Source organism: Streptomyces saintjeani (assembly GCF_055409605.1).
On sequence record NZ_CP189624.1, the window covers coordinates 618,767 to 637,043 of the forward strand.

Annotated in this window: 13 protein-coding genes; 5 read left to right on the forward strand and 8 right to left on the reverse strand. The window is 71.1% G+C overall.

Annotated features, from left to right (window positions below; all coding sequences use genetic code 11):
* The first annotated feature begins 19 nt into the window (after positions 1-19).
* On the forward strand, positions 20-3,094 hold the full coding sequence (locus ACQCO7_RS02895; protein ID WP_464070289.1) for an alpha-mannosidase: 3,075 nt from the start codon (positions 20-22) through the stop codon (positions 3,092-3,094).
* Here ACQCO7_RS02895 and ACQCO7_RS02900 read toward each other — a convergent pair.
* The 5 genes from ACQCO7_RS02900 to ACQCO7_RS02920 are packed head-to-tail and all read right to left on the reverse strand — an operon-like array spanning position 3,077 to position 8,216.
* Positions 3,077-3,928, reverse strand: coding sequence for an STM4011 family radical SAM protein (locus tag ACQCO7_RS02900; protein ID WP_464070290.1), 852 nt, complete (start codon positions 3,926-3,928; stop codon positions 3,077-3,079). The genes ACQCO7_RS02895 and ACQCO7_RS02900 overlap by 18 nt on opposite strands.
* Before the next feature lie 8 nt (positions 3,929-3,936).
* Positions 3,937-5,271 (reverse strand): STM4012 family radical SAM protein, encoded by a 1,335-nt coding sequence (locus ACQCO7_RS02905; RefSeq protein ID WP_464070291.1) that lies wholly within the window; start codon positions 5,269-5,271, stop codon positions 3,937-3,939.
* The gene (locus tag ACQCO7_RS02910) at positions 5,220-6,032 is read right to left on the reverse strand and encodes an STM4013/SEN3800 family hydrolase (RefSeq protein ID WP_464077129.1); all 813 of its coding nucleotides are present in this window, start codon (positions 6,030-6,032) and stop codon (positions 5,220-5,222) included. The genes ACQCO7_RS02905 and ACQCO7_RS02910 overlap by 52 nt, the downstream gene beginning before the upstream one ends.
* Position 6,033: 1 nt before the next feature.
* Positions 6,034-7,254 (reverse strand): STM4014 family protein, encoded by a 1,221-nt coding sequence (locus ACQCO7_RS02915; protein ID WP_464070292.1) that lies wholly within the window; start codon positions 7,252-7,254, stop codon positions 6,034-6,036.
* 5 nt (positions 7,255-7,259) lie between these two features.
* Complete coding sequence (locus ACQCO7_RS02920; RefSeq protein ID WP_464070293.1) at positions 7,260-8,216, reverse strand: STM4015 family protein; 957 nt, start codon at positions 8,214-8,216, stop codon at positions 7,260-7,262.
* A 174-nt stretch (positions 8,217-8,390) separates the two neighbouring features.
* Here ACQCO7_RS02920 and ACQCO7_RS02925 point away from each other — a divergent pair, with 174 nt between their 5' ends.
* Positions 8,391-8,717, forward strand: a complete 327-nt coding sequence (locus tag ACQCO7_RS02925) for a hypothetical protein (protein WP_464070294.1) — start codon at positions 8,391-8,393, stop codon at positions 8,715-8,717.
* A gap of 12 nt (positions 8,718-8,729) precedes the next feature.
* Positions 8,730-9,866, forward strand: a complete 1,137-nt coding sequence (locus ACQCO7_RS02930) for a DUF6745 domain-containing protein (RefSeq protein WP_464070295.1) — start codon at positions 8,730-8,732, stop codon at positions 9,864-9,866.
* 17 nt (positions 9,867-9,883) lie between these two features.
* Here ACQCO7_RS02930 and ACQCO7_RS02935 read toward each other — a convergent pair whose 3' ends face one another.
* Entirely contained in the window at positions 9,884-10,408 is a 525-nt protein-coding gene (locus ACQCO7_RS02935) for a hypothetical protein (RefSeq protein WP_050371660.1), read from the reverse strand.
* A gap of 278 nt (positions 10,409-10,686) precedes the next feature.
* On the opposite strand from ACQCO7_RS02935, the gene ACQCO7_RS02940 reads away from it, so the two are divergent.
* Positions 10,687-11,610, forward strand: a complete 924-nt coding sequence (locus tag ACQCO7_RS02940; protein WP_464070296.1) for a GNAT family N-acetyltransferase — start codon at positions 10,687-10,689, stop codon at positions 11,608-11,610.
* 50 nt (positions 11,611-11,660) lie between these two features.
* Here the strand turns inward: ACQCO7_RS02940 and ACQCO7_RS02945 are convergent, their stop codons facing one another.
* Together ACQCO7_RS02945 and ACQCO7_RS02950 are read right to left on the reverse strand one after the other, a co-directional pair.
* Positions 11,661-13,937 (reverse strand): M4 family metallopeptidase, encoded by a 2,277-nt coding sequence (locus tag ACQCO7_RS02945; RefSeq protein WP_464070297.1) that lies wholly within the window; start codon positions 13,935-13,937, stop codon positions 11,661-11,663.
* A gap of 258 nt (positions 13,938-14,195) precedes the next feature.
* A complete protein-coding gene (locus ACQCO7_RS02950) occupies positions 14,196-14,456 on the reverse strand; it encodes a hypothetical protein (RefSeq protein WP_464070298.1) in 261 nt (86 codons plus the stop codon).
* Between the two features lie 154 nt (positions 14,457-14,610).
* On the opposite strand from ACQCO7_RS02950, the gene ACQCO7_RS02955 reads away from it, so the two are divergent.
* Positions 14,611-18,273 carry an SdrD B-like domain-containing protein gene (locus tag ACQCO7_RS02955; RefSeq protein ID WP_464070299.1) on the forward strand — a complete coding sequence of 1,221 codons (3,663 nt, stop codon included), beginning with the start codon at positions 14,611-14,613 and terminating at the stop codon, positions 18,271-18,273.
* The last annotated feature ends 4 nt before the right edge of the window (positions 18,274-18,277 follow it).

Below are 18,277 nucleotides of genomic sequence, written 5' to 3' on the forward strand. Positions count from 1 at the left end.
ATTTTCAACGGAGATCCACATGCACAACGACCGTGACGTCACCGAACAGCGGCTGCGCCGGGTGCTGGAGGAGCGCATCCGGCCCGCCGTCCACGCCAGAGCGGTACCCCTCTCGGTCGAGGCGTGGGACGTGCCCGGTGAACCGGTGCCGGTCGGCGAGGGGTTGACCGCGCCCTTCCGTCCGGTGAAGGTCGGGGACCCGTGGGGGCCCGCCTGGACGACGAGCTGGTTCAAGGTGACCGGGACCGTACCGGCCGAGTGGGCGGGCCTGCCCGTGGAGGCGGTACTCGACCTCGGGTTCGGCACGCACTCGGCCGGCTTCTCCGCCGAGGGCCTCGTCTACCGCGCCGACGGCACCGCCGTGAAGGCCCTCAACCCGCGCAACACCTGGCTCCCGGTCACCGAACAGGCGGAAGGCGGCGAGGAGTTCACGGTCTTCATCGAGGCCGCCGCCAACCCGGTCGTCATGCACACCGGCCAGGACCAGGTGACGTTCACCCCGGTCACGGTCGGCGGCCCGGCCCCCTGGCTCGGTGACCCGGCGGCCGACCCGGGCGCCCCGGTCTACCGGCTGCGCCGGATGGACCTGGCCGTCGTCGACCGCGAAGTCCACGAACTCACCCAGGACCTGGACGTCCTCGGCCAGCTCATGCACGAGCTCTCCCCGGCCGACCCGCGCCGCTGGCAGATCCTGCGCGCGGTCGAACTCGCCCTGGACGCCATCGACCTGCGGGACATCAGCGGTACGGCTCCGAAGGCCCGGGAAGCCCTCCGGCCGGCCCTGGACTCCCCCGCGCACGCGGGCGCCCACCGCGTCACCGCCGTCGGCCACGCGCACATCGACACGGCGTGGCTGTGGCCGCTGCGCGAGACGGTCCGCAAGGTGGCCCGCACGGTCTCCAACGTCACCCATCTCATGGACGACCACCCCGGGTTCAAGTTCGTCATGTCCCAGGCGCAGCAGCTCGCCTGGCTCAAGGAGCACCGGCCCGAGGTGTACGCGCGCGCCCAGGAGAAGGCGAAGACCGGGCAGTTCCTGCCGACCGGCAGCCTCTGGGTGGAGCCGGACACCAACATCAGCGGCGGTGAGGCGCTGGTGCGGCAGTTCGTGCACGGAAAGCGGTTCTACCTCGACGAGTTCGGCGTCGAGACCGAGGACATGTGGCTGCCGGACACCTTCGGTTACAACGCGGCCCTCCCCCAGATCATGAAGCTGGCCGGGGTGAAGTGGTTCCTCACGCAGAAGATCTCGTGGAACACGACGAACAAGTTCCCGCACCACACGTTCTGGTGGGAGGGCATCGACGGCACCCGCATCTTCAGCCACTTCCCGCCGGTCGACTCCTACAACGGCGACCTCTCCGGCGCACAGGTCGCCCACAGCGTACGGAACTTCCAGGACAAGGCGCGTGCCAACCACTCCCTGATCCCCTTCGGCTACGGCGACGGCGGCGGCGGTCCCACCCGGGAGATGCTGTCCCGCGCCGAGCGCATGAAGGACCTGGAGGGCGCGCCGCGCGTCGAGATGGACGGCCCGCTGGAGTTCTTCCGCAAGGCGCACGCCGAGTACGAGGCGAACGGCGGCGCCCCCGTCTGGTCCGGCGAGCTGTACCTGGAGTTCCACCGGGGCACGCTCACCAGCCAGCTGGCCACGAAGCAGGGCAACCGGCGCAGCGAACACCTGTTGCGCGAGGCCGAGTTGTGGGCGGCGACGGCGGCGGTGCGGGAGGGGACGCCGTATCCGTACGAGGAGCTGGACCGGCTGTGGAAGACGGTGCTGCTGCATCAGTTCCACGACATCCTGCCGGGGACGTCGATCGCGTGGGTGCACCGGGAGGCGGAGGAGACGTACGCGCGGGTCGCGGGGGAGCTGAACGGGTTGATCGGGGTGGCGCAGGGGGCGCTGGCCGGGGAGGGTGAGGGGACGGTCGTCTTCAACGCGGCTCCGCATGCGCGGGGTGGGGTGGCGGCATTCGGGGCGGCGCTTCGGGAGGGGCGGCCGGAGGCGCCGGTGGCGCCGCAGCCGGGGTCCGGGTCCGGTGAAGCGCAGTCCGGTGATCCGACCTTCGTCCTCGACAACGGCATCGTCCGCGTCACCATCGACTCCCGCGGCCTCGTCACCTCCGCCTACGACCTCGAAGCCGACCGCGAGGCCCTCGCCCCCGGCACCGTCGGCAACCTCCTCCAGCTCCACCAGGACTTCCCGAACCAGTGGGACGCCTGGGACCTGGACGTCTTCTACCGCAACACCGTCCGCGACCTCACCGAGGCCGAGTCGGTCACGGCGACCGGGGACGGCGTCCACGTGGTCCGCGTGTTCGGCGACTCGCGGATCGAGCAGACGCTGACCCTGCCCGCCGGTTCACGCCGCCTGTCGGTCGACACGGTCGTCGACTGGCACGAACGGGAGAAGGTCCTGAAGGCCGCGTTCCCGCTGGACGTCCGCGCCGCGCACTCGACCGCCGAGATCCCCTTCGGCCACGTCGAGCGCCCCACGCACACCAACACCACCTGGGACGCCGCCAAGTTCGAGATCTGCGCGCACCGCTACCTGCACGTCGGCGAGCGCGACTGGGGCGCGGCCCTGGTCAACGACTCCTCGTACGGCCACGACGTCACCCGCGACGTACGCGCCGACGGCGGCACGACGACCACGGTCCGCCTCACCCTGCTGCGCGCGGCCCTCTTCCCGGACCCCGACCAGGACCAGGGCACGCACCGCCTGTCCTACGGCCTGCTGATCGGCGCCCAGGTCTCGGACGCGGTGCGCGAGGGGTACCGGTTCAACCTGCACGAGCGGGTCGTCGCTGGTTCCGCGACGGTCGCCCCGCTGGTCGCCGTCGATGACGACGGTGTCGTGATCGAGGCCGTCAAGCTCGCCGACGACCGCAGCGGCGACGTCATCGTCCGCCTCTTCGAGTCCCGGGGAACCCGCGCCCGCGCCACCCTCACGGCCGGTTTCCCGCTCGCCTCCGCCACCGTGACCGACCTGCTGGAACGCCCGCTGGAGGGCGAGTCGGTGGAGCGCGGCGGCAATGAAGTGCGGTTCTCCCTGCGGCCGTTCCAGATCCTCACGCTACGGCTGGGCCGCTAGAGGTATCCGCTCCAGGACCCCTCCCGCGAACACGTCGTACAGCGGGAGGGTCTCCAGGTGCACGTACCCGATGTGGCAGTCGCACACGGCGAGCGGGCACGCGCGCGGCTGCAACGCGGCCCGATAGGAGCCGTCGTAGAGGTTGCCGAGTTCGGCGCGGACGAAGTGGCAGCGCCGTACGGTCCCCTCGCCGTCCACCGAGATCACCGACTCGCCGGTGCGGCACGGGAGTCCGGCGCTGGGGTGCGGGTGGCGGCTGTACGGGAACAGCGGGTCGAGGCCGGTCCAGTCGGCGGCGGAGGCGTCGTCGTAGGTGTGGCCCTCGGCGGCGTTCACCCACAGGTAGACGTGGCGGGGGAGGTCGGCGCGCAACTGCCGTGCCGCGTCGAGGTGTTCGGGCAGGCCGACGATGCCGACGCTGTACCGGATCCCCTTCGCCGCGAGGTCGTGGCACTTCGCGAGGAAGCGGTCGTACGGGGTCTGGCCGGGGTGGTAGGTGCACCACAGGGCAAGGGTGTCGGGGTCGGCCTCGGTCAGCCAGTCGGTGCGGCAGCTGAGGTTGGTCTGGATGGCGACGCGGCGGACGTGCGGGAGGTGGGACAGGCCGATCAGCGCGCGGCGGTACCAGGAGCGGGTCAGGCCCTCGCCCCAGGGGGTGAAGAGGATCGACAGGCGGTCGTCGGTCTGGGCGTGCGCCCAGTTTGTGAAGCGGTCCAACGCGGCGCGGTCCGCCCGGAGTTGGGCCTTACTGTCGCGGCGCTTCGCGAACGGGCAGTAGGGGCAGTCGTAGTCGCAGGAGGCGAGCGGGCCCCGGTAGAGCAGGGTGAGATCCATCGCGGCGGCTACTTCCTCTCGTACGCGGCCATGCGGCGGCGTACCACCGGGGAGAAGAGTTCGGGCCCGATCGCGTCGGAGTGCGCGAGGCCCTCCGGGGTGAGCCTGAGCCGGCCGTCCGTCTCCTCCAGCCAGCCGCGCTCGGCCAGGCGCGCCAACTCCGGCCCGAAGTACTCCCGTTGACCTTCTGCGGGCAACCCCTCTGCCTGGAGCAGGGACTGGAGGAGATACCGGCGCCGCCGCTCGTCGTCACCCATCTCGAAGCCGATCTCCGCGTGCGCGAAGTCCTCGGTGGCCACGTAGTCGTCGATGATCCCGCGTATCTCGCTCATCCCCACCGCGTAGTCGAAGGAGTAGTGCACCTCCCTCGTGTACGACCGCGCCCCGCACCCCAGTCCGACCATCCCGTCCGTCTGGCACGCGTAGTCGTCCGCGCCCTGGTCCGGGGCGTCCGCGCGGCGGAACATCCGCATCGAGTGCTGGACGTACCCCCGCGCGAGGAGATGGTCGCGGCCCGACCGGTAGAGCCGCAGCCGCTGTTGGTCCCAGGCCGGGTCGGGGGCGTCGGACGCGCGCCGGCCCAGTCCCGTGCCGGGACGGACGTACAGGGGGTAGAGGTACAACTCCTCGGGGTCCCAGGCGAGCGCCGCGTCAAGGGAGCCGAGCCAGCTCGCGTCCGTCTGGCCGTCGATGCCGTAGATGAGGTCGATGTTGAGGACCGGGATGCGTACGTCCCTGATCCTGCCGAGCGCCGCCTCGACGTCCGCGCGTCTCTGCGGGCGTACGGCGGCTCGCGCCTCGGTGTCGTCGAAGCTCTGGACGCCGAGGCTGAGGCGGGTGGTGCCCCGGTCGGCGAGGACCTGGAGCCGGTCGGCGGTGGCGGTCGCGGGGGACGCCTCGACGGAGAGGGGGATCGCCTTCAGGTCGGCGCCCATGCGGAGTTCGGCGAGGTCGCAGAGGCGGTCGAGTTCGGCGGCGGTGAGGAAGGTGGGGGTGCCGCCGCCGAACGCCGCTGTGGCGAAGCGGGGTTCGGTGAGGGCTTCGCGGGCCGCTGTCGCCTGGCGTTCGAGGGCGTCCAGGTAGGCGGTGGTGAGGCCGTCGGGGGCGCCGATGCGGGTGAAGAGGTTGCAGAAGCCGCAGCGGACTTCGCAGAAGGGGATGTGGAAGTAGAGGGAGAGGGCGTTCGTCGGTTCGTCCGCCCAGAGCTTGGTGAGGGGCGGGCGGTCGTCGAGTTTCCGGTACGCCGTCTTGTGGGGGTAGGCGTACACGTACGACTGGTAGGGGCTCGTGGTCACGCTGTCTCCCCCTGGTCCAGGACGAATTGGGCGTACGGCACCGTCCATACCGAGGGGTGGCCCAGGCGGTGGCCGGTGTAGCCGTCGTCGCCGTAGGCCGTGCCGTGGTCGGAGCAGACGATCGTGAAGCAGGGGCGGCGGCTGCTCGCGGCGGCGAAGAGGCGGCCGATGTGGTGGTCGACGTACTCCAGGGCGGCGGCGTGGGTGGCGCGGGTGTCTCCGGCCTCGCGGGTGGCGCCGGGGAGGTGGAACCAGTTGGGCTGGTGCAGGGCCGAGACGTTCACGAAGAGGAACAGGCGCTGGTCCTGCGGGAGTCCGGCGACGACCTGTTCGGCGCGGGTGACCTGGTTCTCGAAGGAGTGGGGGGAGGTGACGCCGAACTCCGGTTCCCAGTGGGCCTCTTGGAAGAGGCCGGGGAGGACCGTGCCGAGCGGGCCCTGGAGGTTGAAGAAGCCGACGCCGCCGACGCAGACCGTGCGGTAGCCCTCCTTCGCCAGGCCGGAGACCAGGTCGGGGGTGTCGTACACGAACGTGCCGTCGGCCGTCGTCTCGCTGCCCGCGAAGCGTGCGGCGAAGAGGCGCGGGTGGGGTCCCGGGGCGGCCGGGGTGGGCAGGAATCCCGCGAAGACGGCCTGGTGGGAGGCGTAGGTGAAGCTGCCGGGGGCGTGCCGTTCCTCCCAGCGGCCGTCGGGGAGGTGGCGGGCGAGGTTCGGGATGCGGCCCTCGGCGGCGAGTTCGACGGCGACGTCGTACCTCAGGGTGTCGAGGGTGACGAGGAGGAGGTCGTGGCTGCCGACGATCCTCGCCATGTCAGGCGTGTGCATGGGTGGTTCTTCCGTGGTTCGGGGCGGAGGTCGCGGGGTGGTGCGGGGCGGGGCTCGCGGCGGCGTCCGGGCCGGAGGTCGCGGCGTGGCGCCGGGCGTGTTCCGGTGCGGCGCGTACCTGGGCCGCGTACGTGTCGAGTCCCTCCGCGCCGCTGCCGGGCAGGCCCGTGAGGCCGGGGAGGAGGTCGCCGAAGGCGTTGACCTCGCCGACGACGGCCGTGCGCCAGCCGACCGCCGGGAGCAGGTCGACGCCGACGCACAGCGTGCGCGGGAAGCAGGCGGCGGCCCGCTCGGCCACCCCGAGGACGTCGGACCAGCGCGCCCCCGCCTCCTCGACCGCCGCGCGCGCCTCGTCGAGGTCGCCTCTACGGCCGCCGAGGTGCAGGTTGGTGAGCGGGGAGCCGCTGGTGCGGACCACCGCGTGGGTGGCGCGGCCGGCGACGACCACGACCCGCAGGTCCGCCGCGCGGGCCCGCTGGGACGCCTTCGGGAACCAGCGCTCCAGGTGGAGGTGGTCCGGGGCGAGCCTGTCGACGATCGCGGCGATCTCGCGTTCGCTGTCGTAGCGGCGGACCTTGAGGGAGTTGAACAGCCGTCCGTCCGGGGCGCGTTCGACGGACGTCGTGGCGCGGATACGCCCGCCGCCCGCCGTCTCGATCGCGAGTACGCCCGACGCGGAGGAGCCGTGCGCGGGCTTCACGAAGAGCCTCGGCATGCGGTGCTCGCGCATCAGGGCGCGGACGTCGTCCCAGCCGGTGACCTCGGCGGCGGGCGAGTACGGGACGGGGACGCCCGCCGCCGTCAGGCGTGCGTGGCAGCGGCGCTTGTCGAACAGGGTCGCCAGGTCGTCCGGGTCGTCGAGGCGGGTGCCGCCGCGCAGGGTGGCCAGGGTGGTGAGGAACGCGTCGTACCAGCGGGCGGAGCCTTCGACCCGGGTGGGGTCGTCGGTGCCGCGCAGGGCGCGGTCGACGCCGGGGTGCTCGCCGGGTGAGTCGAGGCGGACGATCTCGTCGGGGGTGAAGTCGGCGCCGCCCGCCGCGAGGACGTCCGCCCAGGCCAGGACGCGCGGGGCCGGGAGGCCGGCCGCGCGGGCGGCGTCGGTGAAGAGGGTGACGCGGCGGTTCTCGGGGTTGCCGACGACCGTGAACGCGGGCGTACGGCACGCCTCTTCGGGGCCGGGCGGCGTCCTCTCGGGAGCGGGCGGCATCGGCGTCACTCCCCCACGGCCACGTAGCGCCACACCGTGCCGTCGTCCTCCTCGTCGTCCTCCGCGTCGTCGCGGTCGAGGAAGAGGTCGACGCCCGCCGGGGCCAGGGTGTCGGTGAGGCGCTCGCGCACGGGGTCGGTCAGGTAGTTGTAGTGCAGGTCGAGCGTCTTGAGGTGGGTGAGGGGCTGGCCGGTGAGGAGGGCGGCGGCGCCGTCGTCGGTGAGGATGCCCATCGACAGGTCGAGGGTCTCCAGGCGGGCGACGACCGGTGCGGCGGCGACGGCCGCGGCAACCTGGTCCTGCATCTCGCTGTTGCGCAGCGCGAGGTGACGCAGGCTCGGCAGGCGGGCACCGGACAGGATCGGCTCCAGGTCGCCGATCTCGGCGTCGCCGCCGTAGTCGGGCGTGCCGAGCCACAGGTCGAGGTGTTCCAGGGCCGGGAGGTCGCACGCGGCGACCCCGCGCACCGCGCTCGCGGGCAGGCCGCCGGACTCCATGGTCAGGCGGCGCAGCGCGGTGTGCGTGACGCCGTCGATCGCCAGGTCCTGGCCGCCGCGCGTGCCCAGTTCCACCAGCTCCGGGAAGGCGGTCAGCAGCGGGGTGACGTCCGTCTGGTGGATCCAGGAGATCTCGCACTCCTCCGACGTCATGTCCCCGAGGAACAGCGCGCGCAGCGCGGGGAGCCGGTCCTTGGCGGCGACGATCGCCTCGATCACGGCCGCCGGGTCCGTCTCGTACGCCTCCTCCCAGGCGCCGACCACGATCGCCTTCACCCGCGCGCTGTCGACGGTGTCGAGGAAGCGGGCGAAGACGGCCGTCCACTCCTCGCCGGAGTCGTACACGTCGCTCGCGATGCGCCAGGCGCAGGCGTCCGCGTCGGGGTGCGGCCTGTTGTCCTTCGGGTGCGGGATCGCGCGGACCGGCAGCCGGTGGAAGGTCTTCAGGTGCTCGTGGACGGTCATGCGACGGCTCCATGCTCGCGGCGGTTGTGGCCTGTTGCCGCAAGTTGTACCAACCGCCACTGACAACGCGGTGCCGGGGGCGGGGTTCGGGGGCGTTGTCAGTGGCGGGTCGTACGGTCGTGGTCATGAGGGCGGCGCGAGGTGCGCCGCGGTCGAGTTGGAGGGGGTGTGTCCATGTACCGGCAGGGAGACGTACTGATCGTGCCTGTCGCCGAGGAGGCTGTTCCGGCACATGTGGAGCGAGCGCCGAGGCAGGCACGGGACGGGCGGGGGCGGCTGGTGCTGGCGCTGGGCGAGGTGACCGGGCACGCGCATGCGGTGGTGGGTCCGGGTGACCTCGTGCGGGAGCCGGGGCCGTTCGGGCCGATGCTGCTGCATGTGCCCAAGGGCGGGCGGGTGGTTCACGAGGAGCACGCGACGATCGTGCTCCCGGCGGGGTGGTACCGGGTGATCCGGCAGCGGGAGTACGTGCCCGGGTCGGTGCGGATCGTGGCGGACTGAGGGGCCTTGACGATGAACGTGAACGAGTGGCGTGCCTGTGCGGCGTCGGCGGTTCCGGCGGACCGGGAGCGGGCCGAGGCGGGCGTCCGGCTCGCGTACCGGCGGGCGGGGCTGGCCGAGCCGGAGCGGATCCTGTGGGCGGACTCGCCCCTGGAGGGCGTGGCCGTGGTCAGAGGGCTGGCCGCTCCCGGGGCGAGTGTCCGCGAGGCCGTGCGCAGTGAGCCGTGGGCGGTCGAACGGCGGCGGCTGCACGGCGAGTTGGGGCCGGAGGGATGGTCCGCGCACTGGTCCGCGACCGGCGGCCGGCTGTGGGAGCTGACCCAGTCGCTGGTCGAGCGGATCCGGGAGGGTGTGCTGGCGGAGGTCGGCAGGCAGCGGGCGGGACAGGCTCGGCTGATCCTGCTGGACGCGATGCTGGGGCAGCATGACGCGCCGTGGCTGGCGGCGTTCGCGGGTGACGCGGTGTCCGGCGGCTCGGCGTCCGGTGACTCGGCGTCCGGTGACTCGGCGTCCGGTGACTCGGCGTCCGGCGCCGAAGGTCTGCCGGACGACGGCACGACGCCGCTTCCGACGCGCGGGAGCCTGGCCGAACGTCCTGGCGCCGAGGGGCCGTTGGACGGGCTCGCCGAGGTCTGCCGCAGCGCCGGGTGGTGGTGGGCCTTCGAGAAGGTCGCCGTCGTCTGCGAGCGGCCCACCGAACTGCACCGTGACGAGGCGGGGCGGCTCGACCGGGGGGACGGTCCGGCGCTGGCGTTCCCCGACGGGTTCGCGCTGTGCGCGTGGCGCGGGATGCCGGTGCCGCCGGACTTCCTCGACGAGCTGCGCACGCTGGTGCCGCAGCGCATCCAGGCCGAGGAGAACGCCGAACTGCGGCGCGTGATGCTGGAGTTCTACGGGTACGAGCGATATCTCACCGACTCGGGCGCGCAGCCGGTCCACCGGGACGGGACCGGCGTGCTGTGGCGGATCGAGATGGGGATCGACGAGCCCGTGGTGATGGTCGAGGTCGTCAACTCCACGCCGGAGCCGGACGGTTCGCGGAACGTGTACTGGCTGCGGGTGCCGCCGCGTACGCGTACCGCGCGAGAGGGGGTGGCCTGGACGTTCGGCCTGAGCGCCGACGCGTACGCGCCGCTCCAGGAGACCTGACCACCCCCTGCGCCGGGTCAGCTCAGACCGAGGTCCGACAGCGCTGTCGTCCAGTCCGAGGCGATCGCGTTCTGCGCGTCGGTCAGGTTGACCTGGCCCGCGCAGACGGCCTTCTTGAGCTTGTTCTCGACGGTGTCCTTGTTACCGGCGGTCTTGTCGCCGTACTCGGGCTCCGGCCACAGGTTCTCGGGGTCCTTGGGGGCGCCGCCGAGTTCGAGGGGGATGAAGTGGTCCTCCTCGTAGTCGGAGGTGCTGGTGTCGCTGTAGCCGTACTCGACTATCTGCTGCTTCTTCAGGGCGGTCGTGTACGAGCTGGAGGGACGGACGGTCGCGGTCCACCCGGAGACGCAGATGGTGGAGCCGATGGTGTCCTGCGTGACGTCGGGGTTGAGGGCGCCGGGCTGGCAGGAGGGGTCGGGGAGGGGAAGATACGACTGGCTGCACGACTGCGCGTGAGCCGTGCCCGCCGTGAACGTGAGTCCGGCGGCGGCGAGGGCGAAGGCGGAGAGGGCGGTCACCACGGGACGGGTGGTACGGGACATGTGGGGGTCTCCCGACGAAGGCCCGGCAACGGTCCGGGCGGTCGCGCACATGACAGCATCCGGGGCGTCTACGCGGATAGATGTCTTTGCCGAACCCGGTACGCCTTGCCCGACGGCTTGCCCGCACCGGGCCGGGCACTGGCAACTCCATTGCCACCGCTTGGAGTTCGGGACGCCGGAAGTTCACCTGCGGCTCCGCCGGGCCTCGGGCACGCCCGGCGTTCGGCGCTGCCCGAAATTCGTTTGCGGCCCCCGCTCCGCCCCCCGACCCTGGCACCATGCCGTACCTCATACGCCCGGCCGCCCTCGAAGACGCTCCCGCGATCACCGCCCTCCTCAACGCGATCGACGTGATCGAGGTCGGCCGCCCCGAGACGGACCAGCACACCGTCGAGGCCGACCTCAAGCACCCCGACACCGACCTGGCCCGCGACTCGTGGCTCGCCTTCGACGGTGAACGCCTCGTCGTCTACGGCCTGTTGTGGGACGAGTCGCAGGGCGAGCGGATCGACATCGACCATTACGTCCTCCCCGAGCACCAGGAGGCCGGCCGGAGTGTCCTGGCCGCGATGGAGACGAGGGCCCTGGAGAAGGCCCGGACGAACGGGGCCGGGCGAGCCGTCGTCCACCTCTGTCTCAACGTCCGCGCGACGCTCGACCAGGAAGTGCTGACGGCTCGCGGCTGGGATGTCGTACGCCGGTATCACGTCCTGCACAGGCCGATCGGTCCCGGGCAGGACCACCCCGTCCAACTCCCCGACGGCGTACGGCTGCGAGCCTGCCGCACCGAGGCGGACCGCCGCCTGGTCCACGCCCTCTACCAGGCCACGTTCGCCGAGCACTTCGACTTCCAGCCGCGTACGTACGAGCAGTGGTTCCACGACATCGACGGCGACCGGGTCGACTGGTCGCTGGTGTGGATCGCCGGCACGGAGCAGGACGACGCCGGTTTTCTGCTGGCCCGCAACGACCGTACGGCGATGGGCTGGATCCGCAGTATCGGCGTCCTGCGCGAAGCGCGCGGCCAGGGGCTCGCGGGTCTGCTGCTGCGGCACGCGTTCGCGACGTTCGCCGAGCTGGGCCGCGACACGGTGGGCCTGGGCGTGGACACCGACAACACGACGGGCGCACCGGCGCTGTACGCGCGCCACGGAATGACGGTGCACTTCGCGGTGGACACGTGGGAGGTCACCCTGGCATGACAGCGCCCGGCCCCTCCGAAAAGGGACCGGGCGCGGTCACTTCAGGAGCGTCACGGCGTGATCTGCCACCGCTGGATGTACCCGACGTCGATCGAAGCCTGGTCCTGGACCCGCAGCTTCCAGGTCCCGTTGACCGCTTCGGACGACGCGTTCACGGTGAACGTCTGGTCGACGTTGTCCGCGGAGCCGCCGGAGCGGTTCAGCAGCGAGTAGACCGTCCCGTCGGGCGCTACCAGGTCGACCTTCAGGTCACCCCGGTAGGTGTGGACGATGTTGACGTACACCTCGGTGGTCGCGGAGGCGTTGCCCGCGCGGCCGGTGATGGTGATGGGCGACTCGACGGCGGCCCCGTTGTCGGGGATGTCGACGCGGGTGGAGCTGGCGTAGATGTTGGCGACCCGCCAGTTGAAGGTCAGCGAGACGGACGCGCCGGTGCTGTCGGTGACCTTGACGGTGACGTCGCCGGCCCCGAGGGTCGTCGGAACGCCGGAGATGAGGCCGGTGGGGCTGATGGAGAGCCCGGCGGGCAGCCCGGTGGCCTCGTAGGTCAGACCGGCACCGGTGTTGGTCGTGTACGCGTCGACCTGGAGGGAGACGCTCTGCCCGACGCCGGAGACCTGCGCGGGGATCGGCGCGACGTTGACGCCGAGGGCGATGCGGTTGCCGACGTTGATGCCGGCCCACGCGTCGGCGACGGCGAGGTAGGTCGGGCTGTAGGCGCCGAAGAGGTCGGTGGCGGCCGACAGCGTGGCGACGCGCGCGCCCGCGTAGTCGGTGGAGGACGTCATGTACGTCGTCAGCGCGCGGTACCAGATCTTCGCGGCGTTCTCGATGCCGATGCCGGTGACCGGCTTGCCGTCGGACGTCGGGCTGTCGTAGGCGACGCCGTTGACGGTCTTGGCGCCGCTGCCCTCGCTCAGCAGGTAGAAGAAGTGGTTGGCGGGACCGGAGGAGTAGTGGACGTCGACGCCGCCGAGGGAGGGGCTCCAGTTGTCGTACGAGGAGCCGTCCTTGGAGGGCTTGTCCATGTACCGCAGCGGCGTGCCGTCGCCGTTGATGTTGATCTTCTCGCCGACGAAGTAGTCACCGGGGTCGGCGGGGGTGTTCTCGTAGAACTCGACGGCGGCGGCGAAGATGTCGGACGTCGCCTCGTTGAGGCCGCCGGACTCGCCGGAGTAGTCGAGGTTCGCGGTCGCGGCGGTGACGCCGTGCGTCATCTCGTGCGCGGCGACGTCGAGGGAGGTGAGCGGGTTGTTGTTGCCGGAGCCGTCGCCGTACGTCATGCAGAAGCAGGAGTCCTGCCAGAACGCGTTGACGTAGGAGCTGCCGTAGTGGGCGCGGCTGTAGGCGGCGACGCCGTCGTTGCGGATGCCGTTGCGGCCGAAGACCTCTTTGTAGTAGTCCCAGGTGGCCGCCGCGCCGAACGCGACGTCGACCCCGGCGGTCTGCCGGTTGCTCGGCAGGCCGTTGCCCCAGACGTCGTCGGCGTCGGTGAAGAGGGTGCCGGTGCCGGAGGTGCCCTGGTTGAGGTCGTAGGTGCGGTGGCCCGCGCGGGCGCCGTCGACGAGCTGGTACGTCGATCCCGACAGCGTCGAGCCGACCGGGACCGCGCCGTTGTACTGGCCGGTGCCGGTGCCGGTGTGGACGCCCTCCTCGGCGAGGAGCTGCTTGCCGGAGGCCGCGTCGCTGACGACGCGCAGCTCGCTCGGGGTGCCGTCGGCCTGCGTGCCGTGGACGGTGGTCTCCCAGGCGAGGACCGGCTTGCCCTCCCCGGCCCACACGACGAGGCGGGGCGCCTTCTCGGCCTCGCCCTTGGCGACGTCGGCGTGCTTCGCGGCGCCGAGCGCCTTGCCGGACGCGGTGGCGGCGGAGATCTTCGGGGTGAGCGAGGGTACGGCGAGCTTCGCGTCGTACGCCTTGGACGTCGTCGTACGGCCGCTGGTCGCGGTGTGCACGACGAGGTCGCCGCCGAGGACGGGCAGGCCGGCGTAGGTGCGCTCGTAGCGGGTGTGGACGGTGCCGTCGGCGTCCTTGATGACGTCGCGGGCGACGAGTTTCTCCTGGGCGCCGAGGGCGAGGCTGCGGGCGGTGGTCGCGGCCGAGGCGGTGGCGCTCTTGAGGAGGCTCGTGCGCTGAGCGGGCGTCAGGGCGAGCTGGGCGGCGCCTGCGCGGGGTATCGCGCTGATCTTCTTACCGGTGCCGGCACCGGCGTCGGGCGCGGCCGTGGCGCCGGTCTGGGTGCCGACGGCCAGCAGGGCGCCGGCCGCGGTGAGGGCGAGGAGAGTAGCGCGTCTGCGCCGGGGGAGGAGGCGGGGTCGCCGGGGCAAGGGGTCTCCTTCTGCGGACGGCCCCTGATCAAGGGGCCGTGGCGGACGGAACGCAGGTGGGGGGTGTCGCCTGATACGTACGTGAAGAAAAGGTGAACGCGAGACAGAAGAGTGACACCGAGTGCCGCCTATTGTCATGAGTGCATCAAGTCAACGGCTTGAACTAGCCCTTGCTTACTGGGAGTTCGGACTTTCAAGAGCGAGTTTTCGGACTCACCGAACTCTCACCGCACTCTCACCACAGCCCCCACCGCACCCTCATCGAACCCCGGGAAGATCCTCCCGCCACTCCAGCCGCCGCCCCTCCCCCGCATACACCGACCGCCCTCCCGCCCCGTACCGCCCTATCTCCGTGGCCAGCACCACTTCCCCGGCCCCGGCCGCCCGCCGCGTCACGTCCAGCAGCAGGCCGTCCAGCGGGCCGCCCACCAGTTCGGCGTAACGCCTGCCCTGCCGGGGCCCCGCGTCCTCGTGGTCCGCGCCGTACACCCTGCCGCGCATGAACTCCGTCTCGTCCATGGTCAACAGCCTGCCACCCGGCACTGACAACGCCCCTGCGGCGACCTTCCGGTGACGGCCACTCCGATGCCCGAACCCTCCTGTCCGAATTGATCATATTTGCCCTTTATGTGCCTATATAGGGTGAGTGGTTCTCCATGAGACGAGGAGCAGCATGCGCAAGGAAACTCTGCGGAGACGGGTACGACGGCGGATCGCCGTCGGCCTCGTGCTGGCCGTGTGCGCGGCCGGCGCGCCCGTCGCCCAGGCAGCCTCGGCCCCCGGGCCGGCGAGGGGCAAGGGCTCCGGCGACGGCACGGTGACCGTACGGGTCGTCACCGAGGTGAACGCCGACGGCGCGTACGACAGCGCCCTGGAGCCCGGGATGGCGGGCGTGACCGTCACCCTGACGGACGACGCGGGCCAGAAGCTGACCGCGACGACCGACGCGGACGGGCTCGCGACCTTCACCCCGGCGTCCTCGGCGCTGACCGGCGGCAAGTACCGGATCGAGGTGAAGAACCCCGACGCGGCCACCTATCAGCCGGCGATCGCGGGCCTCGGCACGGGCGCCGACGTGATCCGCTCGAACACCGGCTTCGTGGACGTCTCGGGCGGTACGGCCGCCACGTACACCACCGGCTTCTGGGAGCCGGACGTGTACTACCCGGAGAACCCGACGCTGGTCACGGCGGGCCTCGCCAAGGGTGACGCGACCGGCATGCAGGGCCTGCTCCAGTTCGGCGGGAACCTGACGACCACCCCGCCCGGCGACCCGGTCACCCAGCTCACCGAGAACACCGCCCAGCAGGCCGTCTTCGGCATCGGCACCGACCGCACCGGCAACGTCTTCATGGGCACGTCGGTCAAGCGGCACACCGAGTACGGCCCGGCCGGTCCGGTCAACGCGATCTACCGCTACAACAGCACCAGCACGGCGGTGACGACGTTCACCACCCTGCCCGGCGCCCTCACCCCGCACGACGCGACCGGCAACTACCTCCACGACGACGTCATCTACAGCAAGGTCGGCCGCGAGGGCCTCGGTGACGTCGACGTCTCCGGGGACGGCAAGACGCTGTACGCGGTCAACCTGAACGACTCCAAGCTGTACAGCGTGCCGATCAACGGCACCGGCGACGGCGTCACGGCGGGCACGCAGGCGTCGTACGCCATCCCGAAGCCGGCGACCTGCGAGGGCGACTGGCACCCGTACGGCATCGGCGTGCGCGGCAAGCGCGTGCTGGTCGGCGGGGTCTGTGGCGCCGAGTCGACCGTCACCTCGTCGCTGGCGTGGGGCGACCCCTCCAAGCTGAGCGCGCACGTCTTCGAGTTCAAGGGCGGGTCGTTCAGCGAACTGACCTCGTACGCGCTGGACTTCGGGCGCGGCTGCGCGTACCGGTTCCTCGGCGCGTCGGGTTACCGCTGCGACGACACGACGACGGTCGGCCAGCAGATGAGCGCGGACTGGGAGGCGTGGAACGAGCGGGTGCCGGTGCGCGAGGAGCACTCGTTCGTCTCCGCGCCGCAGCCGATGCTGTCCAACATCGAGATCGCCGACAACGGCGACCTGATCATGGGCTTCCGCGACCGCTTCGGGGACATGCAGGGCAGCCAGACCTACTCCTTCGGCTCGACGACGGCCCAGGTCTCCGCGGTGGCCGCCGGTGACGTGCTGCGGACGTGCGTGTCGGGAACGACGTACACGCTGGAGAGCAACGGCTCCTGCGGTTCGTTCACGGGCGCGAATCCGGGCAACAAGCAGGGGCCGGGCGGCGGTGAGTTCTACGACGACACGACCGTCCTGTCCGACGCCCACCACGACCAGATCACCGAGGGCGGGACCGCGCTCCAGCCGTACCGCAAGAAGCTGTGGACGACCGCCTTCGACCCGTGGACGAACCAGGCGTACGAGCAGGGTGCGCGTGAGTGGGTCGCCGACGGTTCGGTGCCCACCACCAGGAAGCGGGCGGACAACAGCGGCTCGATCATCGGCAACCTGCGGATCAAGTCGACCTGGTCCGACGGCGCGAACCTGTTCGGCAAGGGCAACGGCCTCGCCGACCTGGAGCTGATCTCCACCCCGCCGCCGGTCCAGGTCGGCAACCGGGTCTGGTACGACACGAACGGCGACGGCATCCAGGACCCGTCCGAGCCGCCGATCCCGGGCGTCGTCGTCACCCTGACGGCCCCCGACGGCACGAAGCTCACCGCGACGACCGACGCGAACGGCGAGTACTACATCGGCACCCCGCAAGGACTGGAGCCGAACACGGCGTACGACGTCGTCTTCGACCCCGCCGGGGCCGACACCTCGGGCCTGCCCGGCACCCCCGCCCCCAAGGACCTCCAGTTCACCAAGGCGAACGCGGGCGGCGACACCCACCTCAACTCCAAGCCCGACAGCACGGGCAAGACGACGGTGGCCGTCGGTGACCCCGGCTACACCAACCACGACGTCGACGCGGGTCTGACGCCGCTCAACAAACTGGGCGACTACGTCTGGTACGACGAGAACGGCGACGGCATCCAGGACCCGACGGAGAAACCGGCTCCCGGGATCACCGTCAAGTTGATCGACCCGACGACCGGCAACACCATCAAGACCACGACAACCGGCACCGACGGCAAGTACCTCTTCGACGACCTGCCCGACGGCAAGTACAAGGTCTGCTTCGACAAGCCGGCCGGCTACCAGTGGACCAAGCAGAACGCCGGAGCCAGCGGAAACGACTCCGTCGTCGACCCGTCCACCGGCTGCTCCGCCGAAGTCACCCTCGGCCCGACCAACCGCACCGACCTCACCCAGGACGCCGGACTCACACCGCTCAACAAGGTCGGCGACTACGTCTGGTACGACGACAACGGCAACGGCATCCAAGACCCGGACGAGAAGCCCGCATCCGGAATCACCGTCAAACTGATCGACCCGACGACCGGCAACACCGTCAACACAACGACGACCGGCACCGACGGCAAATACCTCTTCGACAACCTGCCCGACGGCTCGTACAAGGTCTGCTTCACGGCTCCGGCCGGTTACCAGTTCACGAAGCAGAACGCGGGCGCCTCCGGCAACGACTCGGTCGTGGACCCGAAGACGGGGTGCTCGGCGCCGGTCACGCTGGGCCCGTCGAACCGTACGGACCTCACGCTCGACGCGGGGCTCACGCCGCTCAACAAGCTGGGCGACTACGTCTGGTACGACGACAACGCGAACGGCATCCAGGACAAGGGCGAGAAGCCCACCCCCGGGGTCACCGTGAAGCTGATCGACCCGGCGACCGGCAAGACGCTGAAGACGACCAAGACGGACGCGCAGGGGAAGTACCTCTTCGACAACCTCCCCGACGGCAAGTACAAGGTCTGCTTCGTCAAGCCGAACGGCTACCAGTGGACCAAGCCGAACGCGGGCGGGGTCGGCAACGACTCAGTCGTCAACCAGCGGAACGGCTGCTCGAACCCGGTCACGCTGGGCCCCGGTCACCGTTCGGACCTCACCCTGGACGCCGGTCTGGTCAAGGAGTTGGGGGTGACGGTCCTGACGACCGACGCCAAGACCGGTACGCCGCTGGGCAGTACGGTCGTCCAGCTGTGGCGCAGCGTCAACGGCAAGAAGACGCTCGTCGGTGAGTGCTCGACGCCGGTCAACGGCAAGTGCGCCTTCGGGAAGCTGCCGCCCGGCACGTACTACGCGGTCGTCAAGGACGTCCCCGAGGGCTACGACCTGCCGAAGAACCCGACGACCAAGATGTACCAACTCACCGTGAAGAACGACGGGTTGGTCATCAAGATCCCGATCCCGCGCGGGGAGCCGTGCAAGGGGAAGAAGTGCTGATCGG